The 14,528-nt window shown below is 70.1% G+C and carries 15 protein-coding genes; 7 read left to right on the forward strand and 8 right to left on the reverse strand.

What is annotated here, in order from left to right; all coding sequences use genetic code 11:
- Positions 1-22: 22 nt before the first annotated feature.
- Positions 23-1,624: a GMC family oxidoreductase gene (locus ACI7BZ_RS19495; RefSeq protein ID WP_414118789.1), complete on the forward strand. Its 1,602-nt coding sequence runs from the start codon at positions 23-25 to the stop codon at positions 1,622-1,624.
- Positions 1,625-1,666: 42 nt separating this feature from the next.
- On the opposite strand, the gene yidD is transcribed toward ACI7BZ_RS19495, so the two are convergent.
- On the reverse strand, positions 1,667-2,086 hold the full coding sequence (gene yidD, locus ACI7BZ_RS19500; RefSeq protein WP_414118790.1) for a membrane protein insertion efficiency factor YidD: 420 nt from the start codon (positions 2,084-2,086) through the stop codon (positions 1,667-1,669).
- A 182-nt stretch (positions 2,087-2,268) separates the two neighbouring features.
- Here yidD and ACI7BZ_RS19505 point away from each other — a divergent pair, with 182 nt between their 5' ends.
- Entirely contained in the window at positions 2,269-2,868 is a 600-nt protein-coding gene (locus ACI7BZ_RS19505) for an HD domain-containing protein (protein WP_414119219.1), read from the forward strand.
- Between the two features lie 131 nt (positions 2,869-2,999).
- Here the strand turns inward: ACI7BZ_RS19505 and ACI7BZ_RS19510 are convergent, their stop codons facing one another.
- Positions 3,000-3,500 (reverse strand): iron-sulfur cluster assembly scaffold protein, encoded by a 501-nt coding sequence (locus ACI7BZ_RS19510; RefSeq protein ID WP_414118791.1) that lies wholly within the window; start codon positions 3,498-3,500, stop codon positions 3,000-3,002.
- 355 nt (positions 3,501-3,855) lie between these two features.
- On the opposite strand from ACI7BZ_RS19510, the gene folE reads away from it, so the two are divergent.
- The 4 genes from folE to ACI7BZ_RS19530 all read left to right on the forward strand — a co-directional run bounded on the left by folE (position 3,856) and on the right by ACI7BZ_RS19530 (position 7,142).
- Positions 3,856-4,575, forward strand: a complete 720-nt coding sequence (gene folE, locus ACI7BZ_RS19515) for a GTP cyclohydrolase I FolE (RefSeq protein ID WP_414118792.1) — start codon at positions 3,856-3,858, stop codon at positions 4,573-4,575.
- A gap of 68 nt (positions 4,576-4,643) precedes the next feature.
- A complete protein-coding gene (hisI, locus tag ACI7BZ_RS19520; RefSeq protein WP_414118793.1) occupies positions 4,644-5,126 on the forward strand; it encodes a phosphoribosyl-AMP cyclohydrolase in 483 nt (160 codons plus the stop codon).
- A 221-nt stretch (positions 5,127-5,347) separates the two neighbouring features.
- Positions 5,348-6,439, forward strand: coding sequence for a patatin-like phospholipase family protein (locus tag ACI7BZ_RS19525; protein ID WP_414118794.1), 1,092 nt, complete (start codon positions 5,348-5,350; stop codon positions 6,437-6,439).
- Between the two features lie 64 nt (positions 6,440-6,503).
- A complete protein-coding gene (locus ACI7BZ_RS19530) occupies positions 6,504-7,142 on the forward strand; it encodes a flavin reductase family protein (protein WP_414118795.1) in 639 nt (212 codons plus the stop codon).
- A gap of 87 nt (positions 7,143-7,229) precedes the next feature.
- Here the strand turns inward: ACI7BZ_RS19530 and ACI7BZ_RS19535 are convergent, their stop codons facing one another.
- The 3 genes from ACI7BZ_RS19535 to ACI7BZ_RS19545 all read right to left on the reverse strand — a co-directional run bounded on the left by ACI7BZ_RS19535 (position 7,230) and on the right by ACI7BZ_RS19545 (position 10,802).
- The gene (locus ACI7BZ_RS19535; protein ID WP_414118796.1) at positions 7,230-8,348 is read right to left on the reverse strand and encodes an alginate O-acetyltransferase AlgX-related protein; all 1,119 of its coding nucleotides are present in this window, start codon (positions 8,346-8,348) and stop codon (positions 7,230-7,232) included.
- 13 nt (positions 8,349-8,361) lie between these two features.
- Complete coding sequence (locus ACI7BZ_RS19540; RefSeq protein WP_414118797.1) at positions 8,362-9,780, reverse strand: MBOAT family O-acyltransferase; 1,419 nt, start codon at positions 9,778-9,780, stop codon at positions 8,362-8,364.
- 239 nt (positions 9,781-10,019) lie between these two features.
- Positions 10,020-10,802, reverse strand: a complete 783-nt coding sequence (locus ACI7BZ_RS19545) for an NAD kinase (protein WP_414118798.1) — start codon at positions 10,800-10,802, stop codon at positions 10,020-10,022.
- Positions 10,803-11,038: 236 nt separating this feature from the next.
- Here ACI7BZ_RS19545 and cutA point away from each other — a divergent pair, with 236 nt between their 5' ends.
- Complete coding sequence (gene cutA, locus ACI7BZ_RS19550) at positions 11,039-11,431, forward strand: divalent-cation tolerance protein CutA (protein WP_510803774.1); 393 nt, start codon at positions 11,039-11,041, stop codon at positions 11,429-11,431.
- On the opposite strand, the gene ACI7BZ_RS19555 is transcribed toward cutA, so the two are convergent.
- From ACI7BZ_RS19555 to ACI7BZ_RS19565, 3 genes are all read right to left on the reverse strand, one after another.
- Complete coding sequence (locus ACI7BZ_RS19555) at positions 11,398-12,426, reverse strand: MBL fold metallo-hydrolase (protein ID WP_414118799.1); 1,029 nt, start codon at positions 12,424-12,426, stop codon at positions 11,398-11,400. The genes cutA and ACI7BZ_RS19555 overlap by 34 nt on opposite strands.
- Before the next feature lie 120 nt (positions 12,427-12,546).
- A complete protein-coding gene (locus ACI7BZ_RS19560; protein WP_414118800.1) occupies positions 12,547-13,560 on the reverse strand; it encodes an amino acid ABC transporter substrate-binding protein in 1,014 nt (337 codons plus the stop codon).
- 43 nt (positions 13,561-13,603) lie between these two features.
- Positions 13,604-14,236: a L,D-transpeptidase gene (locus tag ACI7BZ_RS19565; RefSeq protein ID WP_414118801.1), complete on the reverse strand. Its 633-nt coding sequence runs from the start codon at positions 14,234-14,236 to the stop codon at positions 13,604-13,606.
- Positions 14,237-14,528: the final 292 nt, after the last annotated feature.

The following is a 14,528-nucleotide window of genomic DNA, read 5'->3' on the forward strand; positions in this document are numbered from 1 at the left end:
GGGCTCCGGCAGGAAGTTTGCCATGGACAGTTACGACTACATCGTGGTGGGCGGCGGAACGGCGGGCTCGATCCTCGCCGCCCGCCTCTCCGAGGACCCGCGCCGCACGGTGCTGCTGCTGGAAGCCGGCGGCACCGGCCGGGGCTTCTGGGTGCCCATTCCGGCCGGCTTTTCCAAGCTCCTGGCCGGCAGCGCCTTCAACTGGCGGTTCAACACCGAACCGGAGGAGAACACCCTCAACCGGCCCATCGTGGTGCCGCGCGGCAAGGGGCTGGGCGGCTCCACCCTCATCAACGGCATGATCTTCGTGCGCGGCCAGCGGCAGGATTACGACGGCTGGGCGCAGATGGGGGCCACCGGCTGGGGCTTCGACGACGTGCTGCCCTACTTCAGGAAGCTCGAAACCTTCGAGGCCGCCGATGCCGACACCGAACTGCGCGGCACCGACGGCCCCGTCAACATCGTGCGGGTGGACGAGCGCCCCCTGCTCTCCCAGGCCTTCCTGGCGGCGGCGCAGGAGGCCGGATACCCCCTCAACCCGGACTATAACGGCCGGGAGCAGGACGGCTTCGGCTATTACCAGGTGAACCAGAAGAACGGCCGGCGCTGGACCGTGGTTGACGGATATCTGCGCCCGGCGCTGGGCCGGCCCAACCTGAAGGTGATCACCCGCGCCCAGGCGCTGCGCCTCACCCTTGACGGGCGCCGGGTGACGGGCGTCACCTACCGGCGAGGCGGGCAGGACCTCACCGCCACCGCCCGGGGCGAGGTGCTGCTGACGGCGGGGGCGGTGCAGTCGCCGCACCTCATGGAACTGTCCGGCATCGGCCATCCCGATGTGCTCAAGGCCGCCGGCATCGGCGTGGTGCATGCGCTGACGGGGGTGGGCAACAATTACCGCGACCATTTCGCCACCCGCATGAACTGGCGGGTGAAGCAGCCCATCACCCTCAACGAGCAGACCCGCGGCATCGCGCTGGCCAAGGCAGTGGCGCAATATTTCCTCACCCGCACCGGCATCCTCACCCTGGGCACCGGGCTGGCGCATGGCTTCGTGCGCACCCGGCCGGGGCTGGAGGGGCCGGACGTGCAGTATTTCTTCATGCACGCCAGCTATGCCAACGCCGCCGACCGGGCGCTGGACCATCTGCCGGGCATGACCATCGGCGTCACCCAGCTGCGCCCGCAATCCATCGGCTCCATCCATGCAAAGTCGGCCAACCCGCTGGAGCCCCCGGCCATCCGGCCGAACTTCCTGGCGGTGGAGGAGGATCGCGCCTGCCTCGTGGCCGGAATGCGCATCGCCCGCCAGGTGGTGGAGCAGAAGGCCCTGGACCCCTACCGGGCGTTCGAGATGAACCCGGGGCCGCAGGTGGAGAGCGACGCCGATTTCCTGGAGTTCGCCCGCAGCACCGGCCAGACCATCTACCACCCGGTGGGCACCTGCAGCATGGGCACCGGGCCGGCGACGGTGGTGGACCCGCGCCTGCGCGTGCTCGGCATGGAGGGGCTGCGGGTGGTGGATGCCTCGGTGATGCCCACCATCGTCTCGGCCAACACGGCGGCGGCGGTGATGATGATCGCCGAAAAGGCGGCGGACATGATCAAGGCCGACGCCCGCTGAGGCCACCCCCGGGAACCTGCCGCTCCCGGAGAAGCCGCCGCCTCAGGCTTTGGCTACATCGTCCGGCGCGGTGTCGGGCGCCTCCGCCTGCGGCGGCATCTTCCACACGCCGTAGCGCCATGGGCGATACCAGCGCGCATCCGCCGGCAGGCAGCGGGGCACGGGATCATAGCCGTGCCCGCCCCAGGGATGGCAGCGGCAGATGCGGGCGGTGGCCATCACCGCACCCGGCAGGGCACCATGGTGCATCACCGCCTCCTCGGCATATTCCGAGCAGGTGGGCAGGTAGCGGCACTGCCGGCCCATGATGGAGGAGAGGGTGTAGCGATAGACGAGGATGAGGGCGCGCAAGGCATGGCGCGGCAGCCGCTTCAGCAACGCAAGCAAGCCGGCAGCCCGCCCGCCGCCGGCTTGCGCCGGCTGCTCCGGCGGCTCCCCATGGACCTGTTCCGCGCGCATCATCCCCGCCTCGCCTCACATCTGCCATTGTGGTCGGCCCTGATCATCCTATCCCATCCTCATTCAGGCCGGGGCCGTAACGGTCCCGAGACCCGCGCGGCCTCCATCGGAGGTGAACCATGACGCGTGCCGAACCCACCGTTGCCGGCAGCGACGCGACCAGACCGGCAAATGCCGGCAGTTCCATGGCCGCCGCTGCCGCCGGCACCCCCGCCGATGCCGGCGCGCCCGCGGTGGCATTGGTGGTGCGGGCGCTGGCGTTTGCGACGCTGCGTCACACCGACCAGCGCCGCAAGGGCAGCCGCGCCCAGCCTTATGTGAACCACTTGGCCGAGGTGGCCCTGCTGGTCAGCGAGGCCACCGCCGGCGCCGACGCCGCCCTGGTGGCGGCCGCCCTGCTGCACGACGTGGTGGAGGACCAGGAGGTGACCCCGGCGGAGATCGCGGCCACCTTCGGCGCCGACGTGGCCGGCCTGGTGATGGAGGTGACCGACGACAAGGCCCTCGACGCTGCCGAGCGCAAGCGCCGGCAGGTGGCCCACGCGCCGCACCTTTCCGCGCGCGCCAAGGTGCTGAAGCTGGCCGACAAGACCGCCAACCTGCGCTCGCTGGCGCAAGACCCGCCGCTGGACTGGGGCATCGGCCGCATGCGGGCCTATGTGGAATGGTCCCGCGCCGTGGCGGCCGGGCTGCGCGGCCGAGCGCCGGCGCTGGAGGCCGCCTTCGATGCGGCCGCCGATGAGGCCATCAGCGCCATCGACGCGCGCATGGCGGCGCCGACCTGAGCGATGCCGCTGTGCGGCCGGCTGCACGGTCTCCCGCTGCCACGTCGTCCCCCGGGAGAGCCGTCCCGCCCGCCGGGCCGGACGGCCGTGTTCGCGCCGGCCCGGCACCGCAGCGAAGAAAACGCGCGGTTCTAAACCGGGGCGCCACCAGCGACCATGCCGCTTTCCGGTCCGCTCGCCGGGGCCGCCTCCGGCCCGCCCGCGCGCGCCGCCTCGATCTGGCCGATGGCATCCACCACCGCATCGAAGGTGAGCATGGTGGAGGCGTGGCGCGCCTTGTACTCGCGCACCGGCTCCAGCACCTTCAGGTCGGCCCAGCGGCCTTCGGGGGGCGGGCCGTTCTCCCGCAGCATCTTCCACATGGCGTCGCGCACCGCGCGCAGTTCCGCCGTGCTGGCCCCCACCACCAGGCGCGCCATGAGCGAGGACGAAGCCTGCCCCAGGGCGCAGGCGCGCACCTCGTGGGCGAAATCGCTCACCGTGTCGCCATCCAGCGCGAGGTCCACGGTGACGGTGGAACCGCACAGGCGGGAATGGGCGCGGGCGCTCGCCTGCGGATGCTCCAGCCGGCCGAGCCGCGGAATTTCCGCAGCCAGGGCGAGAATGCGGGCATTGTAGACATCATTGATCATCGGGGCCAAATCCCACGCCCGGCCGCTTGCGGCACGGCGGGCCTGCCGGCGCGGGCCTGTCCCGGGCCGGTGCGGATTCTTATATAGGGCAAGGTGGAACGGGCGGAAGGGCAACGGGTCGCGCTTGCGAAGTCGCCGCCCCGGCCCCATGATGAAGCTTGGGCTCGGTCACGGGCCCGGCAAAAGGGTACCGGCGAGAGACGGTGCCGCACACAAGGAACGGACGGCAAGGCCGCCGCCGGCAAGTCCGGCGGGGCGCGGTTTGAGCGACACCGCGCATGCGCAGCCGACGACCGGTGACACTCCCGCTTCTGCCATGGAGGCTTCCGTGGGCGCGGGTCGGACGGAGTTGGTCATGGACGCGGTAGTGAAACTGTTCAAGGCTCAGGCCGAGCAAGAGGAACGCGAGCGCCGCAAGGCGCAGGCCCGCCCGAAGGGCAAGGCCAGCGACGACGGGGCGCCGCCGGCGCCAAAGGTGCACCCGCCCCTGCCCGACGGCACCGCGCGCCCCAGCCGCGCGGAAGCGGAAGCCGCCGTGCGCACCCTGCTCGCCTACCTGGGCGAGGACCCGGCCCGCGAAGGCCTGCTCGACACCCCCAAGCGGGTAGTGAAGGCCTATGACGAGCTGTTCGCCGGCTATGGCGAGGACGCCGACGACCTGCTGGCGCGCACCTTCGGCGAGATCGGCACGTTCGACGATTTCGTGCTGCTGCGCGACATCCCCTTCCACTCCCATTGCGAACACCACATGGTGCCGTTCGTGGGCAAGGTGCATGTGGCCTATTTCCCGGTGGAGCGGGTGGTGGGCCTCTCCAAGATCGCGCGGGTGGTGGACATCTTCGCCAAGCGCCTGCAGACCCAGGAGCACCTCACCTCGCAGATCACCACCGCCCTGGACGAGGGCCTGCGCCCGCGCGGCGTGGCGGTGATGATCGAGGCCGAGCACATGTGCATGTCCATGCGCGGCATCACCAAGGCCGGCGTCTCCACCCTCACCAGCCAGTTCACCGGCGTGTTCCGGGACGACCCGGCCGAGCAGGTGCGCTTCATCACCCTGTTGCGCTCCCGGAGCTGAACGCGCCGCACGGGTTCACCGGGGCGCTCCCGCGCGGCGGGGGCGCCCCTTTGTTTCGAGCAGGGACCATGAGCGAAGGCTTCTCCTTTCCCGCGTCCGCCTCCAGCCAGGAGCTGGAGGAAGGCACCGTGCTCACCCCCCGCTTCGATGCCGCGGGGCTTGTCACCTGCGTTGCCGTGGATGCGGCCTCCGGCGAGGTGCTGATGCTGGCGCACATGAATGCGCAGGCCCTCGCCCTCACCATCGAAACCGGCGAGGCCCATTATTTCAGCCGCTCCCGCGGCAAGCTCTGGAAGAAGGGCGAAACCTCCGGCCACACCCAGAAGGTGGTGGAGATGCGCATCGACTGCGACCAGGACGCGGTGGTGATCAAGGTGGAGATGGGCGGCACCGGCGCCGCCTGCCACACCGGGCGGCGCTCCTGCTTCTACCGCACCGTGCCGCTGGGCGCCGCGCCCTCCGCCGGCACGGCGCTGGCCTTCACCGGCGATGCACCGCGGTTCGACCCGGCGAAGGTCTACGGCGATGGCGGCCACGGTCACGGCCACTGAAGGCCCCGTCCCGCCACGCTTCCGACACCGGAAATTAGGAAGATTCGCATAAGGTGATGCAGCGCCGGAAAACGGCGCTGTCCGGGGGGCATTGCACGAGGGCACGCGCCGGCTGGCGCTTTCCCTTTCCTGGGTCAGGAGCAGGACTCACCCGCACGGCTGGGGGGCCGCAAGGGGGGCCGGCTCCGGGGCGCCGTCACGGCGGCGCACGCGAGGCGCGCATGTTTCAGTCCCTCCACTGGCGTTCCGGGCCACCCTCAAGTCACCGCGATGGTGCGGCTTCCCCGCCCTCCCCCGCGGGGCCGGCGCCCGCGGCGTCCGATCCGCCCCCCACCCCTCCCGATCTCGACACCGCCGCCCATCGCCTGGCCCGCAACGGCCATGGCGGGCGGCCGTCCATCGGCATCGCCCTGGGCGGCGGGGCGGCGCGCGGCTTCGCCCATATCGGCGTGCTGAAGGTGCTGGAGAAGAACGGCATCCGCCCGTCCGTGGTGGCGGGAACCTCCATCGGCGCGGTGGTGGGCGGCATCTGGGGCGCCGGCAAGCTCGACCAGCTGGAGGACTGGGCGCTCAGCCTCACCAAGCGCAACGTGCTGGGGCTGCTGGATTTCGCCCTGGGCGGCCCGGGCCTCATCGGCGGCCGACGGCTGGTGGAGCTGATGCGGCGCGAGGTGGGCGACATGACGGTGGAGGACCTGCCCGTGGTGTTCGCCGCCATCGCCACCGAACTGGGCACCGGCCACGAGATCTGGCTCACCCGCGGCGACTTCGTGGAGGCCATCCGCGCCTCCTATGCCCTGCCCGGCATCTTCACCCCGGTGAAGGTGGGCGGGCGCTGGCTCATGGACGGGGCGCTGGTGAACCCGGTGCCGGTCTCCGCCGCCCGCGCCATGGGCGCGCGGCTGGTGATCGCGGTGAACCTCAATGCCGACGTGTTCGGCAAGGGAACCGTCATCCAGGACCATGGCGGGGTGGTGGAGCGGGTGGCGGAAGCCGCCCTCAGCGAGAAGAAGGAGGGCATCGCCGCCATGCTCAGCCCCGAGCGGCTGCGGCGCCAGTTCTTCGCCGGCCACGGGCCCAGCGACGGCCCGCGCGGCCTGTCCACGGTGATGATCGACGCCTTCAACATCACCCAGGACCGCATCGCCCGCTCGCGCCTCGCCGGCGACCCGCCGGACATCATGCTCTCGCCGAAGCTCGGCCGCATCGGCCTGTTCGAGTTCCAGCGGGCAAGCGAGGCCATCGCCGCGGGCATGGAGGCGGCGGAACGGGCGCTGGACGACATCCAGGCGGCGCTGGTGGCGCTGGGGTGAAAGCGGGGCTTCCGTCCGCCCGCCGGCTGCCCCATCCTTGGCGCCTCTCACGGAAAGCACAGCAATGTTCTACGAGCCCGCCAAGCGGAACCACGGCCTGCCCTTCTCCCCGCTCAAGGCCATTGTGGCGCCCCGGCCCATCGGCTGGATCTCCTCCCTCTCCCCGGAGGGGGTGGCCAATCTGGCGCCCTATTCCTTCTTCAATCTCATCTGCGAGGTGCCGCCCCTGGTGATGTTCTCCTCCACCGGGCGCAAGGACAGCGTGGCCAACATCGAGGCCACCGGCGCCTTCGTCTGCAACCTTGCCACCCTCGACCTGATCGACGCGGTGAACCTCACCTCCACGCCCGCCCCGCGGAACGTGAGCGAGTTCGACCTCGCCGGCCTTGCCCCCGCCCCCTCGCGGCTGGTGAAGCCGCCGCGGGTGGCGGCCAGCCCCTGCGCCCTCGAATGCATCCATGTGGAGACCTTCCGCCCGCGCGGAAAGGACGGCGCACTGACCGAGCAATACATGGTCATCGGCGAGGTGGTGGGCGTGCATGTGGACGATGCCGCCATCGTCGATGGGCGGGTGGACATGACGGTGATGAAGTCCATCGCCCGCTGCGGCTATCTCGACTACGCCCCGGTGGAGCGGCTGGAGGAGCGCGAGCGCCCGCCCGGCGGCGGCATGGACCTGAAGGCCCGCGGCAGCAGCGGCTAGAGCGCGATCCGCCCATATGGAGCCGCGCGGCGGCTCCCATGGGGGCTGGACGCCCGCCGGCGTGCGGGACGGGAGACGGCTGCGTCCTCAGCCCGCCCCCTGGGCCGGCATCCCCTCCGGCACGCCCTTGCAGGGCATGGCCCGCTCGGTGGGGGCGTAGATCAGGATATCCGGGCGGAAGCGCTCCACCGCCTCCATGTCGAAACGGCAATAGCGGTGGTGCATCCACGCATAAGCGGAGGCGCGGAAGGTGCCCAGCCCCTGCCAGCTGCCCTGGGTGAAGCTGTCGCCGATGACCATGATGCGCGGTCCCGCATGGCCGGTGTCGATGGCATAGGGCACGAACGGATCGGTCTTCGGCACCTCCTTCATGATGCCGGGAATGAGCACCGGGTTCTTCGGCTTCACCATGGGTCCCTTGGGCGGGAACTGCACGTCCGGCGGATCGGGCACCCGGGAGCCGGTGACGCGCAGCAGATCGCTGGTGAGCCGCGGCTCGGCCGGCCCCAGTGCATCCTGCGCCGCCACCTCCAGGTCGGGCCGCCCCGCCGCCGCCATGGCGGCATTGAAGCCCAGAAGCATGCCCCGCTGGTTCCAGTGGGTGTCATAGCGCCAGTGCACCGGCCCCGTCTTCTTCGCCTCGGCGAGAATGGGGCGCATGTCCACGAAGGTGATGCCCGCCTTCGCCATGGCCCCGGCCACCAGGTCATATTCCGTCGGCGCGGTCTTCAGGCGCCGGGCGTAGGCCGGCAGATATTCGAAATTGGTGGTGTGCCCGTTGGGCGGAACCAGCACGACGAAGCGCCCGCCATGGGCCTTCATATAAGCGTTCATGCGGGTGGCGAAGGCGACAAGGCCGGCCACCGCCTCCGGCCGCACCAGCTGGCCGAGGGATTGCTCCACCGCGTGCTCGTCCTTGAGGAAGAGCGAGCCGGCCTCGCCCCTCAGCGCCAGGTCCCCCTGGGTGTCGCCGATGAAGCGCACATAGGAGCGGTGGGCCGCCAGCACCGCGCCGCGGAAGCCGAAGGTGTTGTTGACCCAGGGGTCGAGGCGCTTGCCCGCATCCTCCCACCAGCGCGCCTCCGGCTCCAGCACGGTGCGCAACGGCGCCGGCACGTCGGGCGTGAACAGGCCCAGCGTGGGCAGCAGCAGGATGGCGACGAAGACGGCGGCCCACCAGCGCCGGAACGACATGAGCAGCGGCATGGTCGGTGCTCCCTCAGAACCGGAAATAGAGGAAGGGCGAATAGGTCGCCGCTCCCACCGAGAGAACGCACAGCGCGAACAGCAGCGCGACGACGAGGGTATCCACCGCGCCGAAGAGCGCAAGCCGCAGGCGCGGTGCCAGGCCCGCCCCGCCGGGACGCGGCAGGCCGAACATGGCCAGCGGCCAGGCCAGGACCATGATGGCCATGGTCACCGGCTTCAGCTCGGCCTCCAGGCCGGCGGAAAGATAGCCGGCCCCGTTCAGCCCGGCGAGGCCCTGGAACAGGGCGAAGGCGCCGGGCAGCGTATCGGCGCGGAACCACACCCAGCCCAGCAGCACCACGGCCAGCGCATAGGCATGCCGCACCACCCGCGGCGCCGCCTTCAGCGCCGCGCCGAAGCCGGTGCGCTCCAGCACCAGGAAGCTGCCGTGGTGGATGCCCCAGATGACGAAGGTCCAGCTTGCCCCGTGCCACAGGCCGCACAGGAGGAAGACGGCCCACAGATTGGCCGCCGTATGCAGGTGGCCGTGCCGGTTGCCGCCGAGGGGGATGTACACATAGTCGCGGAACCAGCTCGACAGGCTCATGTGCCAGCGCCGCCAGAAATCGGTGATGGAGAGCGCGCCGTAGGGAAGATTGAAGTTGCGCGGGAACTTCAGCCCCATGGCGATGGCAAGGCCGATGGCCATGTTGGAATAGCCGCCGAAGTCGAAATAGATCTGCAGCGCATAGGCGGTGACGCCAAGCCAGGCCTCGCCCAGATTTGGGGTGGGCGTGTTGTCGAACACCGCCGCCACCACCGGCGCCACCTCGTCGGCGATCAGCACCTTCCAGCTGAGGCCGATGACGAAGATGCGCAGCCCCGCCGAGACGCGGCCCAGCGTGGTGCGCCGCGTGCGGATCCGCCGGTTGATGGTGGAGTAGCGCACGATGGGGCCCGCCACCAGCTGCGGGAACATGGTGATGTAGACCGCGATCTCCTCGAACCGCCGGTTGGCGGCGGCTTTGCGGCGGTACACGTCCACCAGGTAGGAAATGGCGTGGAAGGTGAAGAAGGAGATGCCCAGCGGCAGGCCCGGATGCACCACCGGCAGCGCCAGCCCGGCGGGGGCGAGGAGCACATTGATGTTCTGCGCCAGGAAGCCGGCATATTTGAAGGCGATGAGCCCGGCCAGGTTCGCCGCCACGGCAAGGCCGAGCACGCGCAGGCGCCAGCGCGGGGTGCGGGCGTCGATGAGAAGGGCGAACAGGTAGTTCGCCACCATGGACACGCCCAGCACCAGCAGATTGGCGATGCCGCCCCAGGCATAGAACACCAGGGAGAAGGCCAGCAGGACCAGGTTCTTCACCCGCACGCCCGGTGCCGCGAAATAGCACAGCAGGAAAGCGGGCAGGAAGTAGAAGAGGAAGGTGACCGATGAAAAGACCATGGATGCCGCAGACCGTTGCGCCTTCCGCCGCCGGAGCGTGCGAGCCGCGCCTGGAGCCGGGGCCTTGAGGCAGGATCGCCGGGCGATGCTGCCGCAAGGCCGGAACCGGCCGGTTCAAAGGTGACCCACGGGGAAACCAGGGGCGGCTCCCCATGAGCGGACGCGCCCCGCTCGATAGGCCAGAGGGCGATGGACCGATCTGGAAACCGGAGCGCGGCCCCCGATGAGCGGATCGCGCTCTAATACACGAACTGTTCGCGCAGGATACGTTCCTCCAGCCCGTGGTCGGGATCGAACAGGATGTCGATGGACGAGGCGGAGTCCAGCCGGGCCGACACGGCGATGATGTCCCGCACCTCGTAATGGTCCGCCGCCGCGCTCACCGGGCGCTTGTCCGCCTCCAGCACCGCAATGTCGATGCGCGCCTTGTCCGGCACCAGGGCCCCGCGCCAGCGCCGGGGGCGGAACGGCGAGATGGGGGTGAGCGCGAGCAGCGCCGTGCCCAGCGGCAGGATGGGGCCGTGGGCCGAAAGGTTGTAGGCGGTGGAGCCGGCCGGGGTGGCGACGATGACGCCGTCGCAGATCAGTTCCTCAAGCCGCACCCGGCCGTCGATGGAGATGCGCAGCTTGGCCGCCTGGTAGGACTGGCGCCACAGCGACACCTCATTGATGGCGGGGGCGCGGTGGCGCACGCCGTTGGCATCCACCGCCTCCATGATGAGGGGGTGGATGGCCACGTGCTGGGCGGCGGAAAGCCGCTCCGGCAGCCCTTCCTCGCGGAAGGTGTTCATCAGGAAGCCCACCGATCCGCGGTGCATGCCATAGATGGGCAGGCCGCGGTCGCGGAAGCGGTGCAGCGTCTGCAGCATCAGGCCGTCGCCGCCGAGGGCCACCACGATGTCCGCATCCTCCGGCTCCACCGCGCCATAGCGCGCCACCAGGCGCAGGCGCGCCGCATCGGCTTCCGGCGTCTGGCTGGAAACGAAGGCGATCTTCTCGAAGCGGCGGGCAGGTTCGCTCATCGGGGGGGCTGCGTTCGGAAAGACCATCCGGGCGGCGGCCGGACGAGGGGCAGGGCGCGCCTGTCCCCTCTAGCTCCCCGGCCCGCATCTGTCGAGGTGGAGAAGGCGCGGCGCATCTGCGCGGCGCTTGCGGGCGGCAGTTGGCTGGCGGCGCTTGCGGATGGTGCTTGCGGGTGGCGTTTCCTGCCGGCCAGCGCCTGGGCTATGAGACATGCCTTGCCCGGAAAGGCCCTGCCATGGAACCGCGCCTCGTCTATGCCACCTTTCCCACCCTGGCCACCGCCGAGGAGGCGGCCCGCGCCCTGGTGGAGGCGCAGCTGGCCGCCTGCGCCAACATCCTGCCCGCCATGGTCTCCATCTACCGTTGGGAGGGGCAGATGGAGCGGGCGGAGGAGGCGGTTCTGCTGCTGAAGACCACGGCGGACCGCGCAGCAGCAGCCGTCGAGGCGGTGCGCGCGCCACCCCTATGCGGTACCCGCCATCCTCATCCTGCCCGTGACCGGCGGCGCCCCCGCCTTCCTGGAGTGGATCGGGGCGCAGGTGGCCCCAGCGGAAGCGGCGGGGGAAGCGACGGGGCAGGCCTGACGCCGACGCCTCACAGCGCCGGGCGCCAGAGCACCGGCACATAGGCGAAGCCGTCCCCGTCCTTGTCCAGATAGGCCGCGCCGGGGAAGGGGAAGTGATAGCCCGCCACCATCATGCGTTCGGCGGCAAGACGGTCATAGGTGTTGCGGCGCACCTCGGCGGCGGCCGCCGGGTCCATGTCGAACATCAGCTGCCAGGAGGGGTTGCGCACGAACAGGGACGGGATGTTGGTGATGTCCGACTGGATGAACAGGGTCTCGAAGTCGGAGTCCAGCGCGAAGGAGGTGTGGCCGGGGGTATGGCCCGGGGTGCCCACGGCGGTGAGGCCCGGCGCCACCTCCTTGTCCCAGGCGTAGCGCTCCACCTTGCCCTCGAACGGCTTGAACACCCGACGCACATTCTGGAACGAGCCCTTCATGGCCTCCGGCGCGCGGCTCATCTGGCCCTCGTCCATCCAGAAGGCCCATTCGCGCTCGGGCACCATCAGCTGCGCCTTGGGGAAGGCGGGCGTGCCCTCGGCGGTGAGGAGGCCGTTGATATGGTCGCCGTGGAAATGGGAGATGACCACCTGGTCCACCTGCGCCGGGTCCACGCCGATGGCGCGCATGGTGGCGGCCAGCTGCCCCACCGGCCCCTGCCCCGGGCCGTTGCCGGTATCCACCAGCACGAGGCGGCCGCCCATGTCGAGCAGCAGCACGGTGAAGGGAATTGAAATCTCGTTCTCCGGCAGGAAGGCCGCCTTCAGGGCGGCGTTCACCTGCGCCTTCGGCTGGTTACGCACGAAGCTGTCGGACAGGGGAATGGTGCGCATGCCGTCGGCAATGGCGGTCACCTGCACCTGCCCCACCTTGTAGCGGTAGGCGCTGGGGATGGGCCGCGCACCGGCGGGCGCCGGCGAGGCCGCAGGGAGTTGGGCGCTCCGCGGGGCTTGGGCGTTCACCCGGGTGACGCCGCCCGCGGCAAGGGCCGCGCCCGCCAGCCCGGCCGCCGTGGACCCGGCGGTGCCGGCCAGAAAAGTGCGCCGCGAAACCTCGGTCATGAACAAGCTCCTCGCGTGGAAAGGCGCGAGGAGCTTAGGCAGGGGCCGGCCCGCGGTCGATGCCGTGGGGGAAAACCGGCGCTCACATCGCTGCGAGCGCCGGGGAACGTGCGGGGAAGGTCAGCGCACCGGCGGAGCGTAGACGATGCCGCCCATGCTCCACAGCTGGTTGATGCCGCGCGGGATGCCCAGCTTGGAGGCGGCGCCCACGTTGCGCTCGAAGCTCTCGCCGTAATTGCCCACGGCCTTGACGATGCGCACCACGAAATCGTTGGTGACGCCCAGTTCCTCGCCATAGGCGCCCTCGATGCCGAGGAGGCGCTTCACGTCCGGCTTCTGGGACTTCAGGGCGGCGTCGAGGGTGGTGGTGGAAACCCCCAGCTCCTCGGCGTTGATCATGGCGAACAGGGTCCATTTCACCAGGTTCAGCCACTGGTCGTCGCCCTGGCGCACCACCGGGCCGAGGGGCTCCTTGGAGATCACGTCCGGCAGCACGATGTGGTCACCCGGCTTGGCCATGGTGAGGCGCAGGGCATAGAGCTGCGACACGTCGGTGGTGAGGGTGTCGCACTTGCCCTCTTCATAGGCCTTCACCAACTCGGTGCTGGTGGGCAGGGTCACCAGCTCCAGCGTCATGCGGTTGGCGGCGAAATAATCCTTGGTGGTGCCTTCGGCGGTGGTGCCCGCCTGCACGCAGACCTTGGACTTGTCCAGTTCCAGGGCGGAGGTGACCTTGCGCGCATCGCGCACCAGGAAGCCCTGCCCGTCATAATAGGCGACGGCGGCGAACAGGAGGCCGAGCTTGGCCTCGCGCTCCAGGGTCCAGGTGGAATTGCGCGACAGCACGTCCACTTCGCCCTTGGTCAGGGCGGGGAAGCGCTCCTCGGCATTGAGGGGCACGAACTTCACCTTGGCCGGATCATTGAAGATGGCGGCCGCCAGCGCCCGGCACAGGTCCACGTCGAAGCCGGTCCACTTGCCGGCGGCGTCGGGCGCGGAGAAGCCCGGAAGGCCCTTGGATACGCCGCAGACGAGCTCGCCGCGGTCCTTCACGGTCTTGAGCGTCTGGGCCGGTGCCGCGGTTGCGGCGAGCGCAAGCGTAGCGCCGGCCAGAAGGGCCAGGAAGGTCTTCATGAATGCCCCCGATTGAGGAATGGGAGAGGAAGAAAGCCGCCCTTCAGAGGGCGGCCTGCTGGCGCACGACCACCTTGGTGCCCACGGGCACCCGGCCATAGAGGTCGATGATGTCGGTATTCACGAGGCGGAAGCAGCCCGAGGACACGGCGTAGCCGATGGTCTGCGGCTGGTTGGTGCCGTGGATGCGGTAGACGGTGCCGCTGATATAGAGCGCGCGGGCCCCCATGGGGTTGCCGGGGCCGCCGGCCATGAAGCGCGGCAGATAGGGCTGGCGCTGGATCATTTCCGCAGGCGGGGTCCAATCGGGCCACTCGGCCTTGCGCTCGATGCTCTTGAGGCCCGACCACTGGAAGCCGTCGCGGCCCACGCCGATGCCATAGCGGATGGCGCGGCTGTCGCCCTGCACCAGATAGAGGAAGCGCTCGTTGGTGTGGATGACGATGGTGCCCGGCGCCTCGTTGGTGCGGAAATACACCGGCTGGCGGCGGAAGGCGGGGTCCATCTGGGCCACGTCGTCCTGCGGCGCCTCAAGGCCCGGCTGTTCGTCGATATCCATCACGGCGCCCGGCGCACCGCGCGGGCCGATCTGGGCGGAGGCGGCGGAAGCGAACGCGAACACGCCGGCCTGGAGCAGGACGGCAAAGGTCAAGGTCTTGAAAGTCTTCGGCATCATGCCCGGCCTCTTGTCTCGCGTCCCGGACGGAACCACCCGTCGGAAGCGGTGAACGAACCGGAACCGGCTCGCGCTCGCGCGCCCAGCCTGCCCGGCTCCCATCCCCGCGTGAACCGCCTCGCCCGCACTGGCCGCCGACCTCGGCAGACCAGACACGCGAACACCGGGCGAAGCACAGATTCACAACCCCATCCCCGCATTAGCCGAGCCCGCGCGCGAGGAAAAGGGGAAACGCAGCTGAAGCCGTGCAGCATTTTGCGAGGCGGCGCACAATCGATGGTATTTAAATACT

Source organism: Xanthobacter sp. AM11, assembly GCF_047444035.1.
Classification (GTDB): Bacteria; Pseudomonadota; Alphaproteobacteria; order Rhizobiales; family Xanthobacteraceae; genus Xanthobacter.